The organism is Brevundimonas subvibrioides (genome assembly GCF_027271155.1).
In the GTDB taxonomy this organism is placed as follows: domain Bacteria; phylum Pseudomonadota; class Alphaproteobacteria; order Caulobacterales; family Caulobacteraceae; genus Brevundimonas; species Brevundimonas subvibrioides_D.
Genome location: NZ_CP114542.1, coordinates 1,588,344 through 1,613,515 on the forward strand (window position 1 = coordinate 1,588,344; position 25,172 = coordinate 1,613,515).

Here is a 25,172-nt window from a genome sequence, read left to right on the forward strand (position 1 = left end):
AGCGAGGCTTCGCCCGACACCGCCCCGGGGGTTACGGATGAGGATCAGGCCGCCTTGCGGGGCATAAAGGCGTTGGCCTGGAAGGCCGCATCGACCGGGGTTTCGGCGATGTGGTTGATGTAGTTCGAGATAGTCTTCAGCCCGACGCCCAGCACGACTTCGAGCACATTGCCGGCGGTGTAGCCCGCGGCTATCAGACGGTTGACGACGGCGTCCGAGACCCAGCCGCGCTCGCGCACCACACGGGTCGCGAAATCGCGCAGGGCTTCCAGCCTGGCATCGGCGATCGGCCCGCCGCTGCGCACGGCATGGATCACGGTCTGGTCCAGATGCTGGCCCTGGGTGACCGTCGTATGGGCGGCGACGCAGTAGTGACAGTCCTTCTCGACCGAGGCGGCGATCAGGACGATCTCGCGTTCCAGGGCGGTTAGATCGGACTTCTGATAGGCACCGGCCAAGGACAGATAGCCCTCGATCACGGCCGGGCTCTCGGCGAACTCGCCGACGAGATTGGGCACGAGGCCAAAGGCGGCCTTGGCCGCGCTGATGAAGGGACGCGAGCCTTCGGGGGCGGTGTCCAGGGTGTGGATCGGGAACTGGGTCATTTTGGTCTCCGGTGATTGGCGGACGCGGGCTGCGTCGTCGAACGCGAACGTGCGCCCGCCCCCTTCCGCGCAGTAGCCACAGAAATTGGCTTTGACTTATGCGTTTTGCACATGAAAACAGGCGCAATGGACCGCCTTTCCGCCCTCCGCCTGTTCGTCCGCACGGTAGAGACCGGCAGCTTCTCGCGGGCCGGACGCGACGCGGGCCTTTCGCAGTCCGCCACCAGCCGGGCGATCGCGGCGCTGGAAGTCGATCTCGGCGCACGGCTTCTGCTCCGCACCACACGTCGGCTGTCGGTCACCGAGCCGGGACAGCGGGTCTATGAGCAGGCACTTCGGATGCTCGACGAAGATGCGGCCCTGATGGAGGCGGCAGCGGGCGCGGACCGGGAACCCGTCGGGCGGCTGAGAGTGTCGACCTCGGTCGCCTTTGCAACAGACGAGGTCGCACCGCACGTCGGCGGCTTCCTGGGTGCCTTCCCGCGCGTGCGTCTGGATCTGGCGGCCACCGATGCGCGTGTCGATGCAGTGGCCGAGGGGGTAGACCTGATCCTGCGCCTTGGCTCGCTGGGCGACAGCGGCATGACCGGGCGGCGGCTGGGAGCCTATCAGCGATGGCTGGTCGCCTCGCCGGGGGTGGCGAAGGCGCTGGACGGGAGGGCCTCGATAGAGGACCAGCTGAGGGGCCGTTGCATCGTCTATTCGGGATCGATGCTGGGGATGCGGTGGCGGCTGGATGGCCCGGGCGATCCGGTGGTGTTCGAGGCGTCGGGACCTGTGACGGCCGGTGCGGGGGCCGTCGTGCATGGCCTCGCGGTGTCCGGGGTGGGCGTGGCGCTGCTGCCGTCCTTTGCCGTCCGCGCCGATCTGGCTGGCGGACGACTGGTTCGGGTCGCGCCCGAATGGTCCGGCCCCTCGATCGACCTGTCGGCGCTGTGGAGTCATCGGGCGCTGCCGCGCAAGGCGCGCGTATTCCTCGACTATCTGTCGCCGCTTCTGACCCTGGATGACCGCTGATGCGTCTCGATCAACTGCTGGTTTCCAAAGGACTGGTCGACAGCCGGGCGCGGGCCAAGGTGGCGATCCAGGCCGGGGGCGTGACGGTGGACGGCGTGGTGGTGACCAACGCCTCGCGCGCGTTCGAGGACGATGCCGTGGTCACGGTGACGGAAGCCCATGACTGGGTCGGGCGCGGGGCGTTGAAGCTGGATCATGCGCTGACCCTCTGGCCGGTCGCGGTCGAGGGACGCGTGGTGCTGGACGTCGGGGCCTCGACCGGGGGGTTCACCGAGGTCTGCCTGAAGCGCGGGGCGGCCCGGGTGTTTGCCGTCGATGTGGGGTTCGGGCAGCTGCACGACCGGATCGAAGCCGATCCTCGCGTCGTCAGCCTGGAGCGGACCGACGCCCGAGCGCTGGACCGGACCCTGATTCCTGATGCACCCGGCCTGATCGTCTGCGACGCCAGTTTTATCGGCCTGGCCAAGGTGCTGCCGGTGGCGCTGGACCTCGCCGAGGCGGGGGCGGACCTGATCGCCCTGGTCAAGCCCCAGTTCGAGGGGGCCGGGCCGTCCGCCGTGGGCAAGAAGGGGATCGTCAAGGACCCGGAGGCCCACCTTGCGGCAGTCAAGGGCGTGTCGGCCTGGCTGGCCAGCGTCGGCTGGACGGTTCAGGCAACCACTGACAGCCCGATCACCGGCGGCGATGGCAATGTCGAATTCCTGATCTGGGCGAAAAAGTCGTAGCGATAACCGATGATCAACCAGCGGCATGCCGCTGGTTGAGGGCAGCGACACCCTTCAGGTGGATGAAAACCGCCGATGGATGGCTCCATCGGCGGCTCCCGTCACGGCATCGGTCGACAGGGGGGCTGAAAACTGACCGACGCCGCGATCTTTGTGACCGTTACCGGGGCACCCAGCCGCGGCGGGGATCGTAGATGTAGTAGCCGTCGGCGCTGACCTGGTAGCCGTTGTCATAGCGACGATCGTCCCGACGGCTGTCATGGCGACGCGAGTCGTTGCGGCGGTCGTCGTAACGGCCGTAGGACCGGGCGCGGTCGTCGTAGCGGTCCCGCTCATTGTAGTAGGTCGCGGGCGGGGCGTAGGCGGACCCCTGATAGGCGCTCGCCTGACAGTTGCTGTTCGAGGCGCGGCCGACCTGGGATCCGATGATCGCTCCCAGCACGCCGCCGATGATCGAGCCCTCGGTCCGATTGCCACGGGCCGCGATCTGCGAGCCGGCCACGGCACCGACGCCGGCCCCGATCAGGGCCCCCGCGCCCGTCCGACCCTCGCCCAGGGTCTGGCAGCGATCGCGGTAGCCGGTGTTGCCGTAGCCCGGGTTGTAGCCATAGGGCTGGCTGTAGCCCTGGTTCTGGTAGCCATTGCCGTAGCCATAGGACTGGGCCGAGGCGGCGGCGGGCATCAGGGTGACGGCCCCGAGAACGGCGGCGACGGCGGCGACTGAACTCTTCATCGAAACGGACATCGGGAAGATCCCCTGTGTTGGGAGACGCGGGGTGCGGCTCCGATCTGATGCTCCGGTTCTAGTGGATCCAATCTGAACGCGTTTTGAGCGGGTCATTCATCTTCGTTCAGGTTTCGCGATGCGCGTCAGGCCGTCTAGAAGCCCGACGATGAGCACGACCTTGAGGATCGCCCGTGTGGCCGGGCAGGGGGACGGCGTGGCCGAAACGCCGGGCGGTCCGGTGTTCGTGCCCCTGACCCTGCCGGGCGAGAGGGTGCGGGGCGAGGTCCGGGACGGGCGGATGGACGGGGCGACGGTGGTCGAGGCCAGTCCGGACCGGATCCCGCCGGTCTCGTCGCACTATGGCGATTGCGGCGGATGTTCCCTGCAGCACTGGGCCAGCGGGCCCTATCTGGACTGGAAGCGGGATCAGGTGATCGCGGCCCTGTCGCGCGAGCGGATCGAGACCGGGGTCGAGGCGACGGTGGCGGTGCCGGCGGGCACAAGGCGGCGGCTGGCCCTGCATGCCCGTCGGCTGGAGGATGGGCGGGTCGTCCTGGGGTTCAAGGCGCGCAAGTCCTGGCGGCTGGTGGAGGTGACGGCCTGTCCGGTGGCCGATCCCCGGCTGGTGGCCGCGTTTCCGGTGCTGGCCCGGGTGGCGGCGGCCTTTCTGGAGCATCCGAAGTCGGCCCCGACCCTGCATGTGACCTGGACGCTGGACGGGCTGGACGTTGACGTGACGGGGGTCGAGCGGCGATCCGGCGGACTGTCGGCCGACCGGCAGATGCAGGCCATCCGGGCGGCGGGTGAGGGCGATCTGGCACGGTTGAGCCTGGCGGGTGAGACCCTGGTCATGGCGCGCCAGCCGAGAGTGGTCTTCGGGCCGGCGACCGTGCCCCTGCCGGCCGGTGGCTTCCTGCAGGCCGTGCCGGAGGCGGAGGTGGCGATGACGTCGCGGGCCGTGGCGGCGGTCAAGGGGGCCAGGATGGTGGCCGACCTGTTCTGTGGTGCGGGAACCTTCACCTTTCCGCTGGCGACGGTCGCGCGTGTGATCGCGGCGGACGCCTCGGCGGGCGGCATAGCGGCGCTGAAGGCCGGTATCGGCTCGGCGAAGGGCATGAAGCCCATAGAGGCGCAGGCACGGGACCTGTTCCGGCGACCGCTGACGCCGTTCGACCTGAAGGGCTGCGAGGCCATCGTGTTCGATCCTCCGCGCGCGGGGGCGATCGAGCAGACGGCCCAGATCGCGGGCACGAAGGCGGCGGTCGTGGTGGGCGTGTCGTGCAACCCCCAGACCTTCGCCCGGGATGCGCGGACCCTGATCGACGCCGGATTCCGGCTGGAGACGGTGACGCCGGTGGACCAGTTCCTGTGGTCCAGCCATGTCGAGCTGGTCGGCGTGTTCCGGCGATAGGGACGAACGAAAAACACCGTCCCACCCGTCCGACCCGTCCGACCTGTTCGGGTCATGCGAACAGCTCCATCTGCGGTCTCGCGTCGGCGGGCACCCGGAATTTCGTGACGTCCAGGTCGTGGCGCGGGCCGTCGAGGCCGTAGCGCTTGACGGCGGCCTTGAACCGGGCGGCGATCAGCTCGGCGACGGGGCCGGTCCCTTTCATCCGCTGGGACCAGTCGGCGTCGTAATCCCTGCCGCCGCGCGTCTGGCGGATCAGGGACATGACCCGGGCGGCACGCTCGGGGCGGGCGTTGGCCAGCCATTCGCGGAACAGGTCCTTGATCTCGAGCGGCAGGCGCAGGGTGACATACATGGCCGTGGTCGCCCCGGCCTTGGCGGCGGCTTCCAGCACGGCCTCCAGTTCATGATCGTTCAGGCCGGGAATGACCGGCGCGAAGCCGACCCCGACCGGCACGCCCGCCTCGGCCAGGCGGCTTATGGCCTCGAGCCGCCTGGCGGGCGTCGAGGCGCGGGGTTCCATGGCACGGGCGAGGCCCCGGTCCAGGGTCGTGATCGACACGAAGGCGCTGGCCAGACGGTCGCGGCCCATCGGCCCAAGGATGTCCACATCGCGGGTGATCAGGTTCGATTTGGTGATGATGGAGAAGGGCTGACTGAATCGCCGGCAGACCTGAAGGATCGACCGGGTCGACTTCAGCTCTCGTTCCACCGGCTGATACGGGTCGGTGTTGCCGCCTATGTGGATGCGCCTGCAGACGTATCGCGGCGCAAGGAGCTCGCGTTCCAGAAGACCCGCGGCCTCGGGCTTGAAGAAGATCCGGCTCTCGAAATCCAGGCCCGGGGATAGGCCCATCCAGGCATGGGATGGACGGGCGTAGCAGTAGATGCAGCCATGTTCGCAGCCTTTGTAGGGGTTGATCGAGCGGTCGAAACCGACATCCGGACTTGTGTTTTTCGCGATGATGGTCCGCGCGTGCTCGGGTGTGAGGGTCGTGCGGATCAGGGTCGGGACCTCATCCTCCGGCGTCCAGCCGTCGTCGAAGGCCTCGGTCGTCGTGGCCTCATAGCGCCCGCTGGCGTTGGTGCGGGCACCGCGTCCTTTCGTCGGGAGGGGGCGGGGGGACATGAGATGAGGATAGGCATGAAGGCAGAACAAAACAAGAACAAAGATGGCGCAGATATTCCCTCTCCCGCCGGGAGAGGGATCAGGCCTTCGTGGTCGTCTTCTTCGCCGGTGCCTTTTTGGCCGCAGGTTTTTTCGTCGCAGCCGGTTTCTTCGCCGCAGCGGCTTTCGGCGCAGCCTTCTTCGCCGGTGCCTTCTTGCCTTTCGGCGCGACCAGGGCGCGGGCGGCCAGGAGGGGCACGGCGATCTCCATCGTCATGTCCTCGGGCGCGGTGCCCTTGGGCAGGGTGGCGTTGATCTTGCCCGACTTCACATAGGGTCCGAACCGGCCGGACATGACGTGGACCGGCTCATCCGTTTCCGGGTGGGCCCCCAGATCCTTCAGCGGGGCCACGGCGGCACCACGACCCTTGAACCCGCCGGCCCGCTTCTCGGCCAGAAGGACCACGGCGCGGTTCAGTCCGATGTCGAAAACCTCATCGATATCCGCGACATTGGCGTAGGTTCCGGCATGGAGGATGAAGGGTCCGTAGCGGCCCAGACCGGCGGTGATCGGCTTGCCGTCCTCGGGGTGATCGCCGACGGCGCGGGGCAGGGCCAGCAGGCGCACGGCCTGTTCGAGCGTCAGGGTCGCAGGCGACCAGCCCTTGGGCAGTGAGGAGCGTCTGGGCTTATCCTCGCCGGGATTGGCGGTTTCGACATAGGGGCCAAAGCGGCCGATCTTCAGCGATACGGGCAGGCCGGTCGCTTCGTCGATGCCCAGATCGCGGTCGCCGCCGGCCTCGTCGCCCGCAGTCTGGCCCGCGCCGAAGCCGCGCGTGTAGCGGCATTCGGGATAGTTGGAGCAGCCGATGAAGGACGACTTCATCTTGAAGCTGGCCTTCAGATGCAGATGACCGGTCTTGCACAGCGGGCACAGGCGTGCGTCGGAGCCGTCGCCCTTGTCCGGGAACAGGAAGGGGCCGATCGCGGTGTCGAGCTCGTCGATGACGCCCTGGCGTTCCAGAACGGCGGCAGTTGCGGGCTTCAGCCTGGACCAGAATTCGCGCAGCAGCGTCTTCCAGTCCATGTCGCCGGCGGAGACCTCGTCCAGCTGATTTTCCAGGGCGGCGGTGAAGTCGTATTCCACCCAGCGGCCGAAGAACTGTTCCAGGAAGGCGGTGACCAGGCGGCCATTGTCCTCGGGGATGAACCGGTTCTTGTCCATGCGGACGTAGCCACGGTCGCGCAGCGTGGTCAGGATGGAGGCATAGGTCGAGGGACGGCCGATGCCGAGCTCTTCCAGCTTCTTGACCAGGGTGGCCTCGGAGTAGCGGGGCGGCGGCTCGGTGAAGTGCTGGTCGGTGCGGATCGCCTCGACCCTGGCCCTGGCACCTTCCTTGAGCGCGGGCAGGCGAGCGGTGTCGTCGTCCTCTTCGGACTCCGTGCCCTTCTGTTTCTCGTCGCGGCCTTCCTCATAGACCGCGAGGAAGCCGTCGAAGGTGACGACCTGACCCGTGGCGCGCAGGCCGGTCAGGCCGTCCGATGTCTCGACGTCGACCGTGGTGCGATCGAGGCGCGCGGCCTCCATCTGGGAGGCCACCATCCGCTTCCAGATCAGCTCATACAGGCGCTGGAGGTCGGATTCGAGGCGCAGCGAGTCGGGCCGGCGGGCGATGTTGGTCGGCCGGATCGCCTCATGCGCTTCCTGGGCATTCTTGGCTTTCGTCTTGTAATAGCGGGCTTCGGCCGGGACGAAGGCGGGCCCGAAGGTCTCGCCGATCACGTCGCGGGCCTGGGCGATGCCCTCGGGCGTCGTCTGGACGCCGTCGGTCCGCATATAGGTGATCAGACCCCCGGTCTCGTCGACTCCCTCATACAGTTTCTGGGCCGCCCGCATCGTGCGCTGGGCGTCGAAGCCGAGCTTTCGCGACGCTTCCTGCTGCAGGGTGGAGGTGGTGAAGGGCGGCGAGGGGAAGCGGCGGACGGGCTTCTTCTCGATCGACCGGATGGTGAAGTCGCCGGACTGAATGGCGGCCTTCGCCGCCTGGGCGGTCGCCTCGTCCTTGATGTCGAGGCGCTGGATCCGCTTGCCGGCGTGCTTGACCAGACGGGTGGTGAAGGGCGGGCTGTCGGCGGCCAGATCGGCTTCGATCGACCAGTATTCCTGGGGTCGGAAGCGCTCGATCTCCAGCTCGCGGTCGACCACGATGCGGAGCGCCACGGACTGCACCCGACCCGCCGACCGGGCACCCGGCAGCTTCCGCCACAGCACGGGCGACAGGGTGAAGCCGACCAGATAGTCGAGGGCGCGGCGGGCGAGGTAGGCCTCGACCAGTTCCATGTCGATCTGGCGCGGATTGGCCATGGCCTCCAGCACGGCCGACTTTGTGATGGCGTTGAAGGTGACCCGCTCGACGGCCGTGTCCTTCAGTGCCTTCTTCTTGTTCAGGACCTCCAGCACGTGCCAGCTGATGGCCTCGCCCTCGCGGTCGGGGTCGGTGGCCAGGATGACGCGATCGGCGCGCTTTGCGGCGGCGGCAATCTCGGACATGCGGGTCGAGGCGCGGGCGTCGACCTCCCACTCCATGGCGAAATCCTCGTCCGGCTTGACCGAGCCGTCCTTCGACGGAAGGTCACGGATGTGGCCGTAGGAGGCGAGCACCTCGAAGCCCGGGCCGAGGTATTTGTTGATGGTCTTGGCCTTGGCGGGGCTCTCGACGATGACGAGATTCATTGCGGCTCAGTCTGGGAGGAGGGGGGCAGAACGTGGTTGGGTGCGGCCCCCGTGTCAATCAGTGCTGTTCCGCACTGCGATATTGCCGTCACCGTGGGTCATGCCTCGCGGTCGAATTCGGGGCATATTCGGGATTAGGTCGAGGCGGACCCGCCGGGCAGAAGGGTGGCACGGCCTGCAAGGCTGAGCTCCAGCAAGGCGGCGGCGACGCTGCCGATGGGGGCACCCAGGGCGCGGGCGATCTCGTCACGCGGCGTCGGCGTGGGCGAGAGCAGGGCGGCGACGCGATCAAGGAAGGCGGGATCGAGGTCGTCGGCGTCGTCGGGGAACGGGTTGTCGGCCGGGGGCTCGCCCAGTGTCCGCAGGGTCTCGAAGGCGCGGCGGACGTCGTCGATGCCCTCGCACAGGATGGCCCCCTGGCGCAGCAGTTCGTTCGGGCCTTTCGAGCGCGGATCCAGCGGCGAGCCGGGGACGGCGAAGACGTCGCGGCCCTGTTCTGCCGCCAACCGTGCGGTGATCAGCGAGCCGGAGCGCAGCTCTGCCTCCACCACGATCACACCGCGCGACAGGCCGGAGATGATGCGGTTGCGGCGGGGAAAGTCGCGGGCCTGGGCGCGGGCCCCCATCGGGCTTTCGGACACGATGCAGCCCTGTTCGACGATCTGGCCATAGAGGCTGGCGTTCTCGGCCGGATAGACGTCATCGACGCCACCGCCGAGAACCGCGACCGTGCCGGTCGGCAGGGACCCTGAATGGGCGGCGGCGTCGATGCCGCGGGCGAGGCCGGAGACGACGACGAAGCCCGCCTCGCCCAGCTGCTGCCCGAGGCCGCGCGCGATGCGCTGGCCACCGGCGGAGGCGATCCGGGCCCCGACTATGGCGACGGCCTCCTTCGAGAGCAGGGCCTCCTCTCCGCGGGTCCAGAGCAGCGGCGGCGGTGGGTCGATCGCGGCCAGCATGGCAGGGAAGTCAGGATCGCCGAGGACCAGCAGTCTGGCTCCGGCCTGGTCACCGGCGGCGAGTTCGGCCTCGATGCGGGTCGAATCGGGCAGGGTATAGCCGTGACCGCCGCCCTTTCGGACGAGGTCGGGCAGGGCGTCCAGCGCGCGCACGGCGGTGCCGAAGCGGTCCAGCAGTTGGCGGAAAGAGACGGGGCCGACCCGGTCGGCGCGGGCGAGGCGCAGGCGGGCGAAACGCTCGGCCTCGGGCAGGCTCACGCCTTCTTCGCGGCCCCGATCCGCGGCTCCGCGCCCTTCAGCAGGCGGCCGATGTTCTCGTGGTGGCGGATGTAGATCAGGACAGCGGTTGCGATGGCCAGGACGAAGATCGGCTGTGTCGCGGGCAGGCCGAGGTCGGGGAGAGGCAGCAGGGCATAGAGCGGCGCGGCGGCGGCTGCCACGAGCGCGGCGAGCGATGAATAGCGCAGCAGGAAGGCCACGATCAGCCAGGTCGCCCCCGCCATCAGCCCCAGGGGCCAGCAGGCGGCGATCATCAGGCCGAAGAAGGTGGCGACGCCCTTGCCACCCTTGAAACCCAGCCAGACGGGGAACAGGTGACCCAGGAAGGCCGCGCCGCCTGCGATGGCTCCGGCGGCGTCTGATTGCAGGACATGGCGGGCCAGAAGCAGGGCGACGGCGCCCTTTCCGGCATCCAGCAGCAGGGTGGCCAGGGCCAGGTCCTTGCGACCGGTGCGCAGGACGTTGGTCGCGCCGATGTTGCCCGACCCGATGTTGCGCACATCACCGGTCCCGGCCGCGCGGGTGATGAGGACGCCGAAGGGGATGGAGCCCAGCAGATAGCCGCCCACGGCGACGAGGCCGAGCGTGAAGAGCGCTGGGCCGACCAGATCCTGCAACCGATTCACTCCCGCCAGACGTGCGTGGCGACAATGCGTCGGCGGCGGGTCCGGAGCAAGGGTGGAAGGGGTTATCGGCGATCCGATCGGGGCGTATGAGGGCCGAAATCCTTCGCTGCTTCCGGTGTTGCCATGATCCGTCTTTCGCTTGCGACCGTCCTGATGGCTTCGACTGTCGCCGGGTGTGCGGGCGCGCCGCCGGTTGCACCCGCCTCAGCCCCACGACTCGCGGCCTATTTCGACTGCGTGCGCGAGCGTGGCGGTATCGCAATCTCGGCGCACCGGGCCCAGTCGGGCGAGGACCAGCCGGAGAACTCCATCCAGGCCATCGAAGCGACCGGGCGTGCCATTCCGGGTGCGATCCTGGAGATGGACGCGGCCCTGACCCGGGACGGGATGCTGGTGATGATGCACGACGACAGTCTGGACCGGACGACGACGGGGCGCGGGCGGGTCGCGGACAATACCCTGGCCCAGGTGAAGGCCGCGCGGCTGAGGGCACCGGACGGCACGCTGACCGATGCCGCCCCGCCGACGCTGGAGGAGGCGCTGGCGGCGGCCGGGCGGGTCGGCGCCATCGCCTCGATCGACCTGAAGCCGTCCAGCGAGGCGGCGACCCTCATCCTGGCGCGTCAGGTCGTGGATCAGGTGCGGCGCTCGGGGGCGCAGGCGCGGGTGATCCTGATCACCTATACGGCCGAAAGCGCGCGGGCTGTGGCGGCCCTGGCCCCCGAGATGATGATCTCGGCCGGGATGGACGATGTCTCCGGGCTCGACGGTCTGAAAGCGGCGCAGATCCTGGCCTGGACAGGGGCCGGCGAGCCCAGGCCTGCCTTGTGGCGGGCGGTCGGCGAGCGGGGCGTGGAGGCGCAGTTCGGAACCCTGGGAGCACCGGGGCGGCGGCTGGACGACGCCTATGCGGCAGATGGGGATGTGTCGGAGTATCGGACACTGTTCGAACACGGCGTGACCGTGATCGCGACGGATGAGCCTCTGGCGGTGAAGGGCGTGCTGGGTGCGGAACTGGCGGCGGCGGGGCGCTGTCCGCGGTAGTCAGGCCGAATAGACCGTCCGCCCGCCGACGACCGTCATCTCGACGCGGCCCTGAAGGCGGCGGCCGTCGAAGGGGGAGTTCTTCGACTTGGATCGCAGCGCTGCCGAGTCCACGACGACCGGCGCACCGGGATCGAACAGGATCAGGTCCGCAGGGGCTCCGGGCGTGATCGTGCCGGCGTCGAGGCCCAGCAGGGTCGCGGGGCCGTGGGTCAGGGGGCGCAGCACGTCGAGCAGGTCGAGACCTTCCTCGTGATGCAGGCCGAGGGCGGCGGGCAGCAGGGTCTCCAGACCGACGGCACCCGGCGCAGCCTCCGCGAAGGGGCGGCGCTTGTCCTCGGCGGGGGCGGGGGTGTGGGCCGAGGTGATCGCCTCGATCAGACCGTCGCGGACGGCCTCGATCAGGGCGCGGCGGTCGCTCTCGGGACGCAGCGGCGGGTCCAGCCGGAAGAAGGTCCGGTAGTCGCCGATGTCGATCTCGTTGAAACACAGGTGGTTGATCGAAACGCTGGCCGCGACCTCCAGTCCCCGCCCCCGGGCGCGGGCCAGGACCTCGAGCGCCGCCTCGGTCGAGATCTGGTCGACCAGGAAGCGGGCCCCGGTCTGTTCGACAAGGGCGAGATCGCGTTCCAGCTGGATTCGTTCGGCAATGGCGGGCGCGCCGGACAGACCGAGTCGTGTGGCCAGTTCGCCCGAGGTGGCCACGGCACCCTCCGACAGCCAGGGGTCGGCGGGGCGGCAGGCGATCAGGGCGTTGAAGGCCGAGGCATAGCCCATGATCCGCGACAGCACGCGGCTGTCGGCGATGACGTGGTCGCCGTCGGTGAAATAGAGTGCGCCTGCCTCGTGCATCAGGCCGATCTCGGCCATCCGCTTTCCGTCGCGGGCCTTGGTGGCGGCCCCGGCGACCCGGACGTTGACCAGATTCAGGGCCGCGCCCCGACGCTGGATGAAGTCTACCATGGCCGGATCGTCGACGGCGGGGTCGGTGTCCGGCTGGATGACGATGGTGGTCACGCCCCCGGCGGTCGCCGACAGGCTGGCAGACTTCAGCGTCTCCTTGGGCTCGGCCCCCGGCTCGCCGGTCCGGACGCGGATGTCGATCAGGCCGGGCGACAGGCACAGGCCCCTGGCGTCGACGACGCGACCGGCGGTGAGCGTGGCGGGGCCGCGCTCGACACCGGTGATGACGCCGTCCTCGATCAGGACCGCGCCGGGACCGTCATAGTCGGAGGCGGGATCCAGCAGGCGGGCGTTGACGATCGCGAGGCGGGTCATGCCGCACCCTCCAGCCGGGCCGAAAGGGAGGCGAGGACGGCCATTCGGGCGGCGACGCCCATTTCGACCTGGTCCTGGATCAGGGAGACGGTGAGGTCGTCGGCGACGTCGGAATCGATCTCGACGCCCCGGTTCATCGGCCCGGGATGCATGACCTTCGCGCCCGGATTGGCCCAGGCGAGTTTTTCGCGGTCCAGACCCCAGAAGCGGAAATATTCGCGGGTCGAGGGCACCAGCGCCCCGTCCATCCGCTCAAGCTGCAGGCGCAGCATCATCACGACATCGCAGCCCTTCAGGCCCTCGCGCATGTCGTGGAAGACCTCGCAGCCCCAGCGGTCGGCGTCGCCGGGGACGAGCGTCGGCGGGCCGATCAGACGGACGCGGGCCCCCATCATCGACAGCAGGGCGACGTTGGAGCGCGCGACCCGGCTGTGAGCGATGTCGCCGCAGATGGCCACTGTCAGGCCACCGACATCGCCGAACGCGCGGCGCAGGCTGAGCAGGTCCAGCAGGGCCTGGGTGGGATGCTCGTGTCGGCCGTCACCGGCGTTGACGACCGCGCAGCCGACCTTTTGCGACAACAGGGCGGCGGCACCGGAGGCCGAATGGCGCACGACCAGAATGTCGGGGCGCATGGCGTTCAGGGTGACGGCGGTGTCGATGAGGGTCTCGCCCTTCTTCACCGAGGAGGCCTGGACCGGCATGGTAACGACGTCCGCCCCCAGCCGCTTGGCCGCGATCTCGAACGAGGAACTCGTCCGGGTCGAATTCTCGAAGAACAGGTTCAGAACCGTGCGGCCGCGCAGCAGGTCCCGCCCCTTGGTCGATTCGCGGTTCAGATCGACGAAGACGTCGGCAAGATCGAGCAGGGCAAGCGTGAACGGCGGATTGAGGTCGCCCGCGGCCAGGAAATGGGGTTTCGGAAACGGGACCAGCCGGTCGGCGATCAGGTCGGCGGCGACAGCGGTATGGGTCATCAAAGCCCGGCTATAGACGGGTCTCACGCCAGATGGAACAGGGCGAGCGCCAGGGGAATGCCAAGCGCGCTGCAGACCGTGGTCAGGGCGACGATCCCGGCCATCAGGGGCGCATCGCCGCCCATCTGGCGCGCCAGCAGATAGGCGGCCGCCGCGCCAGGTGCCGCGCCGCACAACAGGGCGGTCGCCTGGGCCAGTTCGTCGCCGCCGTAGAGCACACACAGGCCCCACATCAGCGGGGGCATGACCAGCAGCTTCACCGCGGTGACGCCCACGACGGTCCATTTGCGTCGCGCCACCTCGGCGAAGCTCAGGCCCGCGCCCGCGACGATCAGGCCCAGTGGCAGGGCGGCGCCACCCAGCAGCTTCAGGGTGTCGGAAAAGCCCGGGATGGGCGGGACGTGGAGAAAGTTCAGTGCCAGTCCCGTCAGGCAGGCGACCAGGATCGGATTGGCCAACATGGCCTTCATCAAGGCCAGGGGCGACACACCACGCTGGTCTGTGCCCCAGCGGGCGAGGACGGCGACGCAGGCGATGTTGGTCACCGGGATGATGCAGGCAATCATGACGGCGGCCAGGGCGAGGCCTTCGGCGCCGTAGGCGGACTGGATGACAGGCAGGAACACGAAGCTGTTCCAGCGAATGGTGCCCTGAAACACGCTGGTGAAGGCCGGACCGTCGATCTTCAGCAGCGGCCTGGCCAGCAGGGTTAGTGCGCCGACGATGAGGACAGCCGTGACAGCCGATCCGCCCGCCGCGCCCGCGCTGCTGCCCGACAGGTCTGCGTCCCAGATCGCCGGGATCAGGAAGCCGGGGTAGAGCAGGTTGATCGACAGCTTCTCGATCGGTCGCCAGGTGGCGTCGGGCAGGAAATCGGATTTTCGCAGGCCGTATCCGATGGCGATCAGGATGAAGACCGGGACGACCCCCGCGAACAGGGCCAGCATCAGCCGTTCCTGACCCGGTCCAGCGCGCCCTGGAGGATCCAGGCAGCGGCGGTGCGGTCGACGACGCCCGCGCGGCGTTTGCGGGACAGGTCCAGTTCCCCGATCAGGAACCGCTCGACGGCCGAGGTGGACAGGCGCTCGTCCCAGAAGGCCACATTGACGGGCCGGAACCGCTCCAGATTGCGGGCGAAGGCGCGGCAGGACTGTGCGCGGGGCCCCTCGGTGCCGTCCATGTTGACCGGCAGGCCGATGATGAGGGCCGAGACCTTCCTGTGGTCCATCAGCTTGAACAGGGCCTGGGCCTCGGCCGTGAATCTGGACTTGCGGATCAGCTCCAGCGGGCTGGCGATCATGCGCGAGGTATCGGACGTGGCCACGCCGATGGTCGTCTCGCCCAGATCCAGCCCCATCCAGGCGGTGTCGGGCGGGCAGGCGGCGGCGAGGTCTGTGAGGTTCAGGACGGGCACAGCCGGGGCGGTAGGCGTTGCCATTCCTGCTGTCAAAGGCGAGGGTGACCTTAACCACAACGGAGGGCTATCCATGTCGCGTCACCTGGTTCTGGCCGCTGCTCTCGCGAGCGTGATGGCCGCCACGGCCTGCAATGCACAGCCAGAGGTCAGGGTCACCACGACGACCGAAGTGGCCGCCGCCCCGCAGGCCACTCCGCTGACCGCAGCGGGCGCGCCCACGACCCTGTCAGCGGAGGCCGGGGACGAAGGCCTGATGTCCGCCGCCAGCGTCGTGCGGGTCGACTGGGTGGCCGAGGACGGGGCCAAGATGTTCGGCACCGCCGGCGGTGATCCGGCGATGAACGGCCTGTACAGCTACATCGCCTTCTTCGGCAGTCCCGCAGATGGATGGGCCGTGTTCAAGCTGGGCGATTTTCTGGATTACACCGTCCTGTCGTCCTCGGCAGGGCGGGTCGACCTTGACCTGCACGAGAGCACCCTGAACGAGGCGACTTCCGAGATCGGCAGCCGCCACCGCAAGGTGATCGTGTCCTGGACCGTACCGGCCGAGGGCGAGACCCCGACGGCGATCACGGTGACGCCCGCGTCCTGACGGGCGGCAACTTGTGCGGGGCGGTCCTTGTGCGTCGGGGGGCGGGCGGCTAATCCCGCCCGCTAAACCTCTCGACTGGAGGGCCGCATGGCCATCGACGCCGCGACGGTGAGGAAGGTCGCCCACCTCGCCCGCATCAAGACCCCCGACGACCGGCTGGAGCCCCTGGCCGGCGAACTGAATGCGATCATGGCGTGGATCGACCAGCTGAACGAGGTCGATGTGGCGGGCGTTGAGCCCATGACATCGAACGTCGCCCAGCCGCTGAGGCTGCGTGACGACGTCATCACCGACGGTGCGCGGGTCGAGGCGGTGCTGTCGAATGCGCCGAAGTCTGCCGACGGCTTCTACGTCGTGCCCAAGGTGGTCGAATAGATGTCGGACCTGACCAAGCTCACCCTGAAGGCCGCGGTCGACGGGCTGAAGGCCAAGGCCTTTTCGTCCGAGGAGATCACGCGCGCTTTCGTCTCGAACATCGAGGCCGCCAACCCGACCCTGAACGCCTATGTCCAGGTGACGGCCGACAAGGCGATGGCCATGGCCAAAGCCTCCGACGCGCGGATCGCCTCGGGCAACGCCGGCGCGCTGGAAGGCGCACCGCTGGGGATCAAGGACCTGTTCTGCACCGAAGGCGTGCAGACGACGGCCGGGTCCCACATGCTGCGCGGCTTCGTGCCGCCCTATGAATCGACCGTCACCGCCAACCTGTGGCGCGACGGTGCGGTGATGCTGGGCAAGCTGAACATGGACGAGTTCGCCATGGGCTCTTCCAACGAGACCAGTGCATTCGGTCCCGTGGTGAATCCATGGAAATCAAAGGCCTCGAATGCGGATCTGACGCCGGGCGGCAGTTCGGGTGGATCGGCGTCGGCGGTGGCGGCGGACCTGTGTCTGGCCGCGACGGCGTCGGACACCGGCGGATCGATCCGCCAGCCGGCTGCTTTCACCGGCACGGTCGGGATAAAGCCGACCTATGGCCGTGCCAGCCGGTTCGGCATGGTCGCCTTCGCCTCGTCGCTCGACCAGGCCGGACCGATCACGAAGACGGTCGAGGACGCGGCCCTGATGCTGCGGTCCATGTGCTCTTTCGACGTGAAGGATTCCACCAGCCTTGATGTGTCGACGCCGGACTGGACCCAGGCGGCTGGCCAGTCGGTCAGGGGCCTGCGCATCGGGGTGCCGCGCGAATATGTCGTCGACGGCATGCCGGCCGAAATCCAGGCGTTGTGGGATCAGGGCGTGGCCTGGCTGAAGGACGCGGGCTGCGAGATCGTGGACATCAGCCTGCCGCACACGAAATACGCCCTGCCGACCTATTATATCGTGGCTCCCGCCGAGGCGTCGTCGAACCTGGCGCGCTATGACGGGATGCGGTTCGGGCACAGGGCCGGGAAGGCGACGTCGCTGACCGACCTGTACGAGACCAGCCGGGCCGAAGGGTTCGGAGCCGAGGTCAAGCGGCGGCTGGTGATCGGGGCCTATGTGCTGTCGGCCGGATTCTACGACGCCTACTATGTCCGGGCGCTGAAGGTGCGACGCCGGATCGCCGAGGACTTCGACAAGGTCTGGGGCCAGGTGGACGCCATCCTGACACCATCCACCCCGTCGGCCGCCTTCGCCATCGGCGACAAACAGATCGACCCGGTGACCATGTATCTGAATGACGTGTTCACCGTGACGGCCAACCTGGCAGGTCTGCCGGGGATTTCCGTGCCGGCCGGTCTGGATTCCAACGGCTTGCCGCTGGGCCTTCAGGTGATCGGCAAGGCGCTGGACGAGGCGACGGTGTTCCGGGTCGGGGCCGCGCTGGAGCAGGCGGCCGGCGGCGTGGGTCGCGCGGACAAGTGGTGGTGATCTGACACCGCATTGACGCCTCCGTCATCGAGGCGTCTGATCCCTCGATGGCCGAGCGGTTCAGCGACGAGCACGGGACACGGATCAAGCGGGTGCTGGACGACGGCACCGGGCCCGCCCTGTCGGCGGTAGCCGCGTCATGGCGGCGCTCGGCGACCGTGTATGGACTGGCTCCCGAGGACGGTGGGTCAGTCGTCACCCTGACCGAACAGCAGTTGACCGAGGCGCGTCAGGCGATGGAGCCGATGACCCGCGCCGCCCAGGGCGTGCTGGACCGGCTGTTCCTGGCGGTCGGCGACACGGGGTGCTGCGTGCTGCTGACCAATGCCGAAGGCGTGCCGGTCGAGCGGCGCGGTGCGGCGGCCGACGACGAGACGTTTCAACGGTGGGGCCTGTGGCCCGGCGCGGTCTGGTCGGAGGCCGTAGAGGGCACGAACGGGATCGGCACGGCACTGGCCGAGCACCGGCCGGTCACCATTCACCGGGACCAGCATTTCCACACGCGCAACACGGGTCTGAGCTGCACCAGCCATCCGATCCATGACCATCTGGGGCGGCTGGCGGGCCTGCTGGACGTCTCGACGGCGCGCGATGACGCGACCGAGGGTGTGATGCGGCTGGTGGCGGCGGCCGTCGCGGATGCGGCGCGGGCGATCGAGTCGCAGGCCTTTCGCCAGGCCTTTTCCGACGCCCGGATCGTGCTGGCAGGCGAGGCGGAGCGGAACACGGTGGCGCTGCTGGCCGTCGATCGGCACGACCTTGTGGTCGGTGCGACCCGCGCGGCGCGGCTGGCCCTGTCGATCACCGACGAACGGATCGCAGGGAACCTGGCAGCGTCCGAAGTCCTGTCGATTGGCTCGGTCGAGACCGATCTGATCGAGGCGGAACGCGGTGCGGTGCTCAGGGCACTGGCGCTGAACGGCGGCAATGTCTCGGCGGCGGCGCGGGCCCTGGGCGTCAGCCGGGCGACCCTGCACCGCAAGCTGAACCGGCTGGGGCTGGATCACGCCCACTGAAGACTGTCGCAGTCCTGCGACAGGTTTGCGCCGCACCATGCGATCGGCGTCTGGCCGCGCCCGTGATCCGGGCGGAAGGTCCTTGCCAAGGACGCCGATAATCAGCGCCGCCGGAAACGAAAAGGAGCCCATCATGACCAAGCCCGAATTCATTCGCGCCGTGACGCCCAGGTTCAAACCCCGCTACGAAAACTTCATCGGCGGAGCCTGGGTCGCGCCCGCGGCTGGCCGGTATTTCGAGAACACCTCGCCAGTCAATGGCCGGGTGTTGTGCGAGGTCGCGCGTTCGGACGCCACGGATGTCGAACTGGCACTGGATGCCGCTCACGCCGCCAAGGCTGCCTGGGGCCGGACATCCGTCACCGAGCGCTCGATCATGCTGAACCGCATCGCCGACCGGATGGAGGCCAATCTTCAGGCTATCGCCGAGGCCGAGACCTGGGAGAACGGCAAGCCGGTGCGCGAGACCCTTGCGGCCGACATCCCCCTGGCCATCGACCATTTCCGCTATTTCGCCGGCTGTATCCGCGCCCAGGAGGGCGGTATCTCGCAGCTCGACAACGACACGGTGGCCTATCATTTCCATGAGCCCCTGGGTGTCGTCGGTCAGATCATTCCGTGGAATTTCCCGATCCTCATGGCGGCGTGGAAGCTGGCCCCGGCCCTGGCCGCCGGCAACTGCATCGTGATGAAGCCTGCCGAACAGACGCCGGCATCGATCCTGTACGTCATCGAACTGATCCAGGACCTGATCCCGCCCGGCGTCCTGAACATCGTGTCGGGCACCGGCAAGGAGGTCGGCGAGCCGCTGGCCACCAATCCGCGCATCGCCAAGATCGCCTTCACCGGCTCCACGGCCGTGGGCCAGAAGATCATGGAATATGCAACCCAGAACATCATCCCCGTGACCCTTGAGCTGGGCGGCAAGTCACCGAACATCTTCTTCAAGGATGTGATGGACCACGATGACGCCTTCCTGGACAAGGCTCTGGAAGGGTTCGCTATGTTTGCCCTGAACCAGGGCGAGGTCTGCACCTGCCCCAGTCGCGCGCTCATCCATGAGGACATCTATGAGGCCTTCATGGAGAAGGCGATCAGGCGGGTCGAGGCCATCGTGGCAGGTGATCCCCTGGACCCCGCGACCATGGTCGGTGCCCAGGCATCCGATGCCCAGCTGAGGAAGATTCTCGGCTATCTGGATATCGGCCGCGCGGAAGGCGCCGAGGTGCTAACCGGTGGCGACCAGCCGGAACTGTCGGGCGACCTGGCCGGCGGATATTACGTCAAGCCGACCATCTTCAAGGGCACCAATGACATGCGGGTCTTCCAGGAGGAGATTTTCGGCCCGGTTCTGTCGGTGACCACCTTCCGGACCTTCGAAGAAGCCATCGAGATCGCCAACGACACCCAGTACGGCCTGGGTGCGGGCGTCTGGACCCGAGACATGAACACCGCCTATCGCGCCGGCCGCGGGATCGAGGCGGGCCGCGTCTGGACCAACTGCTATCACCACTACCCGGCCCACGCCGCATTCGGCGGCTACAAGAAATCGGGTATCGGCCGCGAGAACCACCGGATGATGCTGGACCACTATCAGCAGACCAAGAACATGCTGGTCAGCTACAGCCCCGACAAGCTGGGCTTCTTCTGACGGCCGGCGAGGGGGAGACGCACGCTGCGGCTCCCCCGCACTGTCCCGTGCGCGATCTGATCAGGTCGCGGGCAGGGCTTTCAGATCGGCGTCGATGGCGTCGATGATCGCCTGGGTAACGGCACCGCCGGACAGGGGCGCGACCTGTTCGAGCGTCATGTCCTGAAACTGGGGCAGGGCGGGATGCTGGGACACGCCGGGCAGGTGCTTTTCAAGCACCTCAGCTGTGGCCGGATTCGCCAGCAGGTCCTTGATCGAGGAGTGGATGGTCGGGAGGGCAGCGTGGTCCGCGTGCGCGGCGTGGTCGGCCTGCGGTGCGGCCGGCGCGGTCTGGGCCGAGGCGGTGGTGGCAGCGGCGACGAGCGCGGCGGTGGCAAGGATGGCTTTCAGCATCTGAGAGGGTCCTGGTTGGAGATCGGACGAAGAATGACCCGGAAATCGTGACGCACTCAAGACAGGAACTTTCGCATCCGTCACCGTGGCGCTAATCAGGACGGATGACCGACACGATCGACAAGACAAACCTGATCCAGGGCCGCACCGGCCTTTGGGAAATCGTCATGGGGCTGGAGATCCACGCCCAGGTGGCGTCGAAGGCCAAGCTGTTCTCCGGCGCGGCCGTCGGCTTCGGCGCTGGGCCGAACGAGCAGGTGTCGCTGATAGACGCGGGCTTTCCCGGCATGCTGCCGACCCTCAACGGCCACTGCGTCGAACAGGCGGTGAAGACCGGGCTGGGCCTGAAGGCCGTGATCAACAAACGCAGCCAGTTCGACCGCAAGAACTATTTCTATCCCGATCTGCCGCAGGGCTATCAGATCAGCCAGCTGTATTTCCCGATCGTCGGCGAAGGCGTCGTCGAGGTGGAGGCCGAGGACGGGTCGTTCTTCAACGTCGGCATCGAGCGGCTGCATCTGGAGCAGGACGCCGGAAAGCTGATCCACGATCTGTCGCCGACGGAGAGCTATGTCGATCTGAACCGGGCGGGCACGGCCCTGATGGAGATCGTCTCGCGCCCGGACATCCGGTCGCCGGAGGAGGCCGTCGCCTACGTCAAGAAGATCCGGACCATCCTGATCTATCTGGGGACCTGCGACGGTGACATGGAGAAGGGCAACCTGCGGGCCGATGTGAACGTGTCCGTTTGCCGCGCTGGAAACTATGAGAAATTCAAGGAAACCGGCGACTTCAGCCACCTCGGCACGCGCTGCGAGATCAAGAATGTGAACTCGTTCCGGTTCATTTCCCAGGCCATCAACTATGAGGCCCGGCGTCAGATCGAAATCCTGGAAGACGGTGGCAAGATCGTTCAGGAGACCCGGCTTTACGATCCGACCGCCGGCGAGACACGGTCGATGCGATCGAAGGAAGAAGCGAATGATTACCGGTACTTTCCCGATCCTGATCTGTTGCCGCTTGAACTGGAACAGGCCTGGATCGACGAGATCCGCGCGAACCTGCCTGAGCTCCCGGACGACAAGCGTCGGCGGCTGATGGCGGACTATGGGCTGTCTCAATACGACGCCGTGGTTCTGATCTCCGAGCAGGCCAAGGCGGACTATTTCGAGGAGGCCGCCAAGGGTCGGGACGCCAAGCTGGTGGCGAACTGGGTGACCAACGAGCTGTCGGCGCGGCTGGCGGCGGACGGCAAGGATTTCTCGCAGAGCCCCCTGCCTGCCGCCCATGTCGGCGAGCTGGTAGCCTTGATCGAGGAGGGGGTCATCTCCTCCAAAATCGCCAAGGAGGTGTTCGACCATGTCTGGTCCGGCGAGGGCTCGCCCCGTCAGGTGGTCGAGGCGAGAGGCCTGGTTCAGGTCAATGACACCGGCGCGATCGAAAAGGCCGTCGACGAAATCATCGCCGCCAACCCGGACAAGGCCGCTGCGGTCGCCGACAAGCCCCAGGCCATCGGCTGGTTCGTCGGTCAGGTCATGAAGGCCACCGGCGGCAAGGCCAACCCGGCCAGTGTGAACGACATCCTGAAGGCCAGATTGGGTTTGTAGACGGCTTCTCGTCGATCAGAACAGGCTGCCCTGATCGATGGAGCCCGGGCGAGGCTTGATCGACGATCGGGGAGCGGCCGCAGCGCCATCGATGGTCGCCGCACGCGATCCGTCGGCGAAGTTCAGGGTGACGGCCTGACCCGGCACGAGGGCTGCGGCGGAGGCGATCATCTGGCCGGTCTCGTCGTCGATCCGGGCAAAGCCGGGCTTGGGACGACGGGGATCGAGACTCGCCAGGGCGCGGGCGAGGGCGGCGAGGCGGTCGGAGGCGCGCTCGATTGTCTGGTGCGGAAGGCGATCAAGGCGGGCGGTCGCGGTCGTCAGCCGGGTCGTGCGTTGTTCGAGGCGATGCTGGAGAGGGGTCGGCGTCAGACGGCCGCCGACCTGCAGCAGGCGGCGCTCATGCCTTGCCGCATTGGAGCCCAGGCCCGCCAGGAGGCGGCTTACCAGCCCATCCAGCCGCGCTGAGCGCTGTTCGACGGCGCGGTCCAGCAGGCGGGACGAGAAGCGGCCCTCGACGCCGGCCAGCCGACGATGGTGCAGCTCGACATTGCGTCCGAGGCCCGATTCGAGCCGGCTGGCGGCATAGTCGAGGCGCTGCTGGGCCACAGCGACCAGGTCCTCCGGCCGGGCGGGCAGGCCCCGGGCGACGGCGCGCAGGCGGACGCGGCGATCCTCCAGCAGGCGAGCGCCCGCGCGGTCGAGGCGGCGCTCCAGGTCGGTGACGGCGGCCCGCAGGTCGGCCACGACCGGGGTTGCGATCTCGGCCGCGCCGGTCGGCGTGGGGGCGCGACGGTCGGAGACGAAGTCGATCAGGGTGGTGTCGGTCTCGTGGCCCACGGCGGAGATGATCGGGATGGTCGCGGCCGCCACCGTGCGGGCCAGACCTTCGTCGTTGAAGCACCACAGGTCCTCGACCGAGCCGCCACCCCGGGCGACGATCAGCAGGTCCGGGCGGGGGATCGGCCCGTCCGGGCGCATGGCGTCGAAGCCCCGGATGGCGGCCCCGACCTGTCCGCTGGCGGCGTCGCCCTGGACCACCACCGGCCAGACGATCACATGGCAGGGCCACCGCTCGGCGATACGGTGCAGGATGTCGCGAATGACCGCCCCGGTGGGGCTGGTGATGACGCCGATGGTGCGGGGGTATAGTGGAATGGGTCGCTTGCGACCGGTCTCGAACAGGCCCTCGCCACTGAGCTTGACCTTCAGTCGCTCCAACTGGGCCAGCAGGGCACCCGCCCCGGCCGCCTCCATGGATTCGATCACGATCTGGTAGCTGGACCGGGCGGGATAGGAGGTGATCTTGCCGGTGACGATGACCTCCAGCCCGGTTTCCGGCTGGACGCCCAGGCCGCGGGTGGAGCCCTTCCAGACGACGCCGTCGATGGCGGACTTGTCGTCCTTCAGCGTCAGATAGATATGACCCGAGGCATGGCGGTTGACCTTGGAGATCTCGCCCCGCAGCCGGACGTGGCCGAACCGGTCCTCGAGCGTGCGCTTCAGGGCGAACGACAGCTCCGAGATCGACAGGGGGGGATTGTTGTCCCGCGCGGGGGCAGGCGTGGCCTCGGCGGGCCCGGCGAAGACGTAGTCGTCGGTCATGGGGGCAGTCTATGGCGCGTTGGCGTGTGCGCAAACCATCGCATTGGGATTATACGTCTCTGTCATGAGCGATGAACGCATGCCTCCCCGCGAGACCGACGACCCGCGCGAGCGCGATCTGGCCCGGCGCAGCGGCAATCCGTCGGTGTCGATCTGGCTGATCCTGATGGCGATCGTGCTGCTGGGCGCGGTCGTCTATGTGGCGTCCGCGATCCTCTGACGACCCACTGCCCTTGACCGCCCGGCGCGGCGCGGCCATTGCGCGGGCATGGATATCCTGCTCGTCGGATCGGGGGGGCGTGAGCACGCCCTGGCCTGGAAAATCAGCCAGTCGCCACTGGTCGACACGCTTTACTGCGCGCCCGGCAATCCCGGCATGGCCAGGGTCGCGACCTGTCTGTCGGACTACAAGGCCGGCGACGCCGAGGGGCTGACGCGGCTGGCGCGCGAGCTCAAGGTCGGGCTGGTGGTCGTGGGACCCGAGGTGGCGCTGGAGGCCGGGCTGGCCGACCGGCTGAACGCGGCGGGCATACCCTGTTTCGGGCCGACGGCCCGGGCGGCGCAGCTCGAGACGTCCAAGGCCTTTTCCAAGGCCTTCATGGCGCGGCACGATATCCCGACGGCCCACTACGGCGTCTATGACCGGGTCAAGGACGCCAAGGCCGCGCTGAAGGTGTTCAAACCGCCCTATGTGATCAAGGCCGACGGCCTGGCGGCGGGCAAGGGTGTTGCGATCAGCCCGGATCAGCACGACGGCGAGGCCGAGATCGAGCGGATGCTGGGCGGACGCTTTGGCGCCGCCGGCGCGCGCGTCGTGATCGAGGAGTTCATGGCGGGGGAGGAAGGCTCGCTGTTCGCCTTGTGCGACGGCCAGCGCGCGGTCCTGTTCGGCGGAGCCCAGGACCACAAGCGGGCCTTCGATGGCGATCTGGGGCCGAATACGGGGGGCATGGGGGCCTATTCGCCCGCGCCGGTGTTCGACGAGGCGCTGGTGACGACGGCGAACCAGCGGATCGTTCAGCCGACGCTGAAGGCCATGGCGCAGGAGGGGACGCCTTATCGCGGGGTGCTCTATGCCGGGCTGATGTCCACGGACGAGGGGCCCCGGGTGGTGGAGTTCAACGCCCGCTTCGGCGACCCTGAATGCCAGGTCCTGATGATGCGGATGGCTGGGGACATCGTGCCCTATCTGCTGGCGTGCGCGCTGGGGGATGTGTCGCGGCTTCCGGACCCGGCGTTCACGCCCGGAACCGTGATCTGCGTAGTGATGGCGGCCAGGGGCTATCCCGACAGTCCGATCGAGGGCTCGATCATCCGGGGAGCCGAGCAGGATTTCGGCCCGCATGTGCAGGTTTTTCATGCCGGGACGCAGCGCGACGCGGACGGCAGGCTGATTGCCGTAGGTGGGCGGGTGCTGAACATCTGCGCCGAGGGCGAGGACATCGTCGAGGCGCGCGAGCGGGCCTATCAGGCGGTCCGGATGATCGACTGGCCGGGCGGCTTCAACCGGACCGACATCGGCTGGCGGGCGCTGGAGCGCAACTAGG

General features: G+C 68.2%; 24 protein-coding genes. 12 read left to right on the forward strand and 12 right to left on the reverse strand.

Features of this window, described 5'->3' with window-relative positions; all coding sequences use genetic code 11:
- Positions 1-44: 44 nt before the first annotated feature.
- Complete coding sequence (locus O3139_RS07990; protein ID WP_269513404.1) at positions 45-605, reverse strand: carboxymuconolactone decarboxylase family protein; 561 nt, start codon at positions 603-605, stop codon at positions 45-47.
- Positions 606-731: 126 nt separating this feature from the next.
- Between O3139_RS07990 and O3139_RS07995 the strand changes: the two genes are divergently transcribed.
- Together O3139_RS07995 and O3139_RS08000 are read left to right on the forward strand one after the other, a co-directional pair.
- Positions 732-1,622 (forward strand): LysR family transcriptional regulator, encoded by an 891-nt coding sequence (locus O3139_RS07995; protein WP_269513405.1) that lies wholly within the window; start codon positions 732-734, stop codon positions 1,620-1,622.
- Positions 1,622-2,347, forward strand: a complete 726-nt coding sequence (locus tag O3139_RS08000; protein WP_269513406.1) for a TlyA family RNA methyltransferase — start codon at positions 1,622-1,624, stop codon at positions 2,345-2,347. Before O3139_RS07995 ends, O3139_RS08000 begins: the two co-directional genes overlap by 1 nt.
- A 160-nt stretch (positions 2,348-2,507) precedes the next feature.
- On the opposite strand, the gene O3139_RS08005 is transcribed toward O3139_RS08000, so the two are convergent.
- On the reverse strand, positions 2,508-3,080 hold the full coding sequence (locus tag O3139_RS08005; RefSeq protein WP_269513407.1) for a glycine zipper 2TM domain-containing protein: 573 nt from the start codon (positions 3,078-3,080) through the stop codon (positions 2,508-2,510).
- A 160-nt stretch (positions 3,081-3,240) separates the two neighbouring features.
- Between O3139_RS08005 and O3139_RS08010 the strand changes: the two genes are divergently transcribed.
- A complete protein-coding gene (locus O3139_RS08010) occupies positions 3,241-4,485 on the forward strand; it encodes a class I SAM-dependent RNA methyltransferase (RefSeq protein ID WP_269513408.1) in 1,245 nt (414 codons plus the stop codon).
- A 52-nt stretch (positions 4,486-4,537) separates the two neighbouring features.
- Here the strand turns inward: O3139_RS08010 and O3139_RS08015 are convergent, their stop codons facing one another.
- The 4 genes from O3139_RS08015 to plsY form a co-directional block, all read right to left on the reverse strand.
- A complete protein-coding gene (locus tag O3139_RS08015) occupies positions 4,538-5,614 on the reverse strand; it encodes a PA0069 family radical SAM protein (protein WP_269513409.1) in 1,077 nt (358 codons plus the stop codon).
- A 79-nt stretch (positions 5,615-5,693) separates the two neighbouring features.
- Positions 5,694-8,327 (reverse strand): type I DNA topoisomerase, encoded by a 2,634-nt coding sequence (gene topA, locus O3139_RS08020; RefSeq protein WP_269513410.1) that lies wholly within the window; start codon positions 8,325-8,327, stop codon positions 5,694-5,696.
- Between the two features lie 134 nt (positions 8,328-8,461).
- Positions 8,462-9,544 carry a DNA-processing protein DprA gene (gene dprA / locus O3139_RS08025; protein ID WP_269513411.1) on the reverse strand — a complete coding sequence of 361 codons (1,083 nt, stop codon included), beginning with the start codon at positions 9,542-9,544 and terminating at the stop codon, positions 8,462-8,464.
- Positions 9,541-10,182, reverse strand: a complete 642-nt coding sequence (gene plsY, locus O3139_RS08030) for a glycerol-3-phosphate 1-O-acyltransferase PlsY (RefSeq protein ID WP_269513413.1) — start codon at positions 10,180-10,182, stop codon at positions 9,541-9,543. The genes dprA and plsY overlap by 4 nt, the downstream gene beginning before the upstream one ends.
- A 132-nt stretch (positions 10,183-10,314) precedes the next feature.
- Between plsY and O3139_RS08035 the strand changes: the two genes are divergently transcribed.
- Positions 10,315-11,235: a glycerophosphodiester phosphodiesterase family protein gene (locus O3139_RS08035; RefSeq protein WP_269513414.1), complete on the forward strand. Its 921-nt coding sequence runs from the start codon at positions 10,315-10,317 to the stop codon at positions 11,233-11,235.
- Here the strand turns inward: O3139_RS08035 and pyrC are convergent, their stop codons facing one another.
- The 4 genes from pyrC to ruvX are packed head-to-tail and all read right to left on the reverse strand — an operon-like array spanning position 11,236 to position 14,904.
- Complete coding sequence (pyrC, locus tag O3139_RS08040) at positions 11,236-12,513, reverse strand: dihydroorotase (RefSeq protein ID WP_269513415.1); 1,278 nt, start codon at positions 12,511-12,513, stop codon at positions 11,236-11,238. It lies immediately after the preceding gene.
- On the reverse strand, positions 12,510-13,490 hold the full coding sequence (locus O3139_RS08045) for an aspartate carbamoyltransferase catalytic subunit (protein ID WP_269513416.1): 981 nt from the start codon (positions 13,488-13,490) through the stop codon (positions 12,510-12,512). Before O3139_RS08045 ends, pyrC begins: the two co-directional genes overlap by 4 nt.
- 23 nt (positions 13,491-13,513) lie before the next feature.
- Positions 13,514-14,437 carry an AEC family transporter gene (locus O3139_RS08050; protein ID WP_269513417.1) on the reverse strand — a complete coding sequence of 308 codons (924 nt, stop codon included), beginning with the start codon at positions 14,435-14,437 and terminating at the stop codon, positions 13,514-13,516.
- Positions 14,437-14,904 (reverse strand): Holliday junction resolvase RuvX, encoded by a 468-nt coding sequence (gene ruvX, locus O3139_RS08055; RefSeq protein WP_269516441.1) that lies wholly within the window; start codon positions 14,902-14,904, stop codon positions 14,437-14,439. Before ruvX ends, O3139_RS08050 begins: the two co-directional genes overlap by 1 nt.
- Positions 14,905-14,977: 73 nt before the next feature.
- On the opposite strand from ruvX, the gene O3139_RS08060 reads away from it, so the two are divergent.
- From O3139_RS08060 to O3139_RS08080, 5 genes are all read left to right on the forward strand, one after another.
- A complete protein-coding gene (locus tag O3139_RS08060) occupies positions 14,978-15,499 on the forward strand; it encodes a hypothetical protein (RefSeq protein ID WP_269513418.1) in 522 nt (173 codons plus the stop codon).
- An 87-nt stretch (positions 15,500-15,586) separates the two neighbouring features.
- The gene (gatC, locus tag O3139_RS08065; protein WP_269513420.1) at positions 15,587-15,874 is read left to right on the forward strand and encodes an Asp-tRNA(Asn)/Glu-tRNA(Gln) amidotransferase subunit GatC; all 288 of its coding nucleotides are present in this window, start codon (positions 15,587-15,589) and stop codon (positions 15,872-15,874) included.
- The gene (gene gatA / locus O3139_RS08070) at positions 15,875-17,353 is read left to right on the forward strand and encodes an Asp-tRNA(Asn)/Glu-tRNA(Gln) amidotransferase subunit GatA (RefSeq protein WP_269513421.1); all 1,479 of its coding nucleotides are present in this window, start codon (positions 15,875-15,877) and stop codon (positions 17,351-17,353) included.
- Between the two features lie 47 nt (positions 17,354-17,400).
- Complete coding sequence (locus tag O3139_RS08075) at positions 17,401-18,369, forward strand: helix-turn-helix domain-containing protein (protein ID WP_269513422.1); 969 nt, start codon at positions 17,401-17,403, stop codon at positions 18,367-18,369.
- Between the two features lie 133 nt (positions 18,370-18,502).
- On the forward strand, positions 18,503-20,020 hold the full coding sequence (locus tag O3139_RS08080) for an aldehyde dehydrogenase family protein (protein WP_269513423.1): 1,518 nt from the start codon (positions 18,503-18,505) through the stop codon (positions 20,018-20,020).
- Positions 20,021-20,080: 60 nt separating this feature from the next.
- Here O3139_RS08080 and O3139_RS08085 read toward each other — a convergent pair whose 3' ends face one another.
- The gene (locus tag O3139_RS08085) at positions 20,081-20,413 is read right to left on the reverse strand and encodes a hypothetical protein (protein ID WP_269513424.1); all 333 of its coding nucleotides are present in this window, start codon (positions 20,411-20,413) and stop codon (positions 20,081-20,083) included.
- A gap of 104 nt (positions 20,414-20,517) precedes the next feature.
- Here O3139_RS08085 and gatB point away from each other — a divergent pair, with 104 nt between their 5' ends.
- Positions 20,518-22,020 (forward strand): Asp-tRNA(Asn)/Glu-tRNA(Gln) amidotransferase subunit GatB, encoded by a 1,503-nt coding sequence (gene gatB, locus O3139_RS08090; protein ID WP_269513426.1) that lies wholly within the window; start codon positions 20,518-20,520, stop codon positions 22,018-22,020.
- Positions 22,021-22,035: 15 nt separating this feature from the next.
- On the opposite strand, the gene xseA is transcribed toward gatB, so the two are convergent.
- Positions 22,036-23,625: an exodeoxyribonuclease VII large subunit gene (gene xseA, locus O3139_RS08095; protein WP_269513427.1), complete on the reverse strand. Its 1,590-nt coding sequence runs from the start codon at positions 23,623-23,625 to the stop codon at positions 22,036-22,038.
- Between the two features lie 64 nt (positions 23,626-23,689).
- Here xseA and O3139_RS08100 point away from each other — a divergent pair, with 64 nt between their 5' ends.
- On the forward strand, positions 23,690-23,845 hold the full coding sequence (locus O3139_RS08100; protein WP_269513428.1) for a hypothetical protein: 156 nt from the start codon (positions 23,690-23,692) through the stop codon (positions 23,843-23,845).
- A 48-nt stretch (positions 23,846-23,893) separates the two neighbouring features.
- Positions 23,894-25,171, forward strand: coding sequence for a phosphoribosylamine--glycine ligase (purD, locus tag O3139_RS08105; RefSeq protein WP_269513429.1), 1,278 nt, complete (start codon positions 23,894-23,896; stop codon positions 25,169-25,171).
- The last annotated feature ends 1 nt before the right edge of the window (position 25,172 follow it).

Excerpts from the sequence above, each read along its gene's own strand:
- O3139_RS08050 (WP_269513417.1), bottom strand. The coding sequence starts at position 14,437 with ATGCTGGCCCTGTTCGCGGGGGTCGTCCCGGTCTTCATCCTGATCGCC.
- topA (WP_269513410.1), bottom strand. The coding sequence starts at position 8,327 with ATGAATCTCGTCATCGTCGAGAGCCCCGCCAAGGCCAAGACCATCAAC.
- O3139_RS08060 (WP_269513418.1), top strand. The coding sequence starts at position 14,978 with ATGTCGCGTCACCTGGTTCTGGCCGCTGCTCTCGCGAGCGTGATGGCC.
- gatC (WP_269513420.1), top strand. The coding sequence starts at position 15,587 with ATGGCCATCGACGCCGCGACGGTGAGGAAGGTCGCCCACCTCGCCCGC.
- O3139_RS08075 (WP_269513422.1), top strand. The coding sequence starts at position 17,401 with ATGGCCGAGCGGTTCAGCGACGAGCACGGGACACGGATCAAGCGGGTG.
- O3139_RS07990 (WP_269513404.1), bottom strand. The coding sequence starts at position 605 with ATGACCCAGTTCCCGATCCACACCCTGGACACCGCCCCCGAAGGCTCG.
- O3139_RS07995 (WP_269513405.1), top strand. The coding sequence starts at position 732 with ATGGACCGCCTTTCCGCCCTCCGCCTGTTCGTCCGCACGGTAGAGACC.
- O3139_RS08010 (WP_269513408.1), top strand. The coding sequence starts at position 3,241 with ATGAGCACGACCTTGAGGATCGCCCGTGTGGCCGGGCAGGGGGACGGC.
- purD (WP_269513429.1), top strand. The coding sequence starts at position 23,894 with ATGGATATCCTGCTCGTCGGATCGGGGGGGCGTGAGCACGCCCTGGCC.
- O3139_RS08015 (WP_269513409.1), bottom strand. The coding sequence starts at position 5,614 with ATGTCCCCCCGCCCCCTCCCGACGAAAGGACGCGGTGCCCGCACCAAC.
- gatB (WP_269513426.1), top strand. The coding sequence starts at position 20,518 with ATGACCGACACGATCGACAAGACAAACCTGATCCAGGGCCGCACCGGC.
- gatA (WP_269513421.1), top strand. The coding sequence starts at position 15,875 with ATGTCGGACCTGACCAAGCTCACCCTGAAGGCCGCGGTCGACGGGCTG.
- xseA (WP_269513427.1), bottom strand. The coding sequence starts at position 23,625 with ATGACCGACGACTACGTCTTCGCCGGGCCCGCCGAGGCCACGCCTGCC.
- O3139_RS08100 (WP_269513428.1), top strand. The coding sequence starts at position 23,690 with ATGAGCGATGAACGCATGCCTCCCCGCGAGACCGACGACCCGCGCGAG.
- O3139_RS08035 (WP_269513414.1), top strand. The coding sequence starts at position 10,315 with ATGATCCGTCTTTCGCTTGCGACCGTCCTGATGGCTTCGACTGTCGCC.
- O3139_RS08080 (WP_269513423.1), top strand. The coding sequence starts at position 18,503 with ATGACCAAGCCCGAATTCATTCGCGCCGTGACGCCCAGGTTCAAACCC.
- O3139_RS08005 (WP_269513407.1), bottom strand. The coding sequence starts at position 3,080 with ATGAAGAGTTCAGTCGCCGCCGTCGCCGCCGTTCTCGGGGCCGTCACC.
- O3139_RS08045 (WP_269513416.1), bottom strand. The coding sequence starts at position 13,490 with ATGACCCATACCGCTGTCGCCGCCGACCTGATCGCCGACCGGCTGGTC.
- O3139_RS08085 (WP_269513424.1), bottom strand. The coding sequence starts at position 20,413 with ATGCTGAAAGCCATCCTTGCCACCGCCGCGCTCGTCGCCGCTGCCACC.
- O3139_RS08000 (WP_269513406.1), top strand. The coding sequence starts at position 1,622 with ATGCGTCTCGATCAACTGCTGGTTTCCAAAGGACTGGTCGACAGCCGG.
- pyrC (WP_269513415.1), bottom strand. The coding sequence starts at position 12,513 with ATGACCCGCCTCGCGATCGTCAACGCCCGCCTGCTGGATCCCGCCTCC.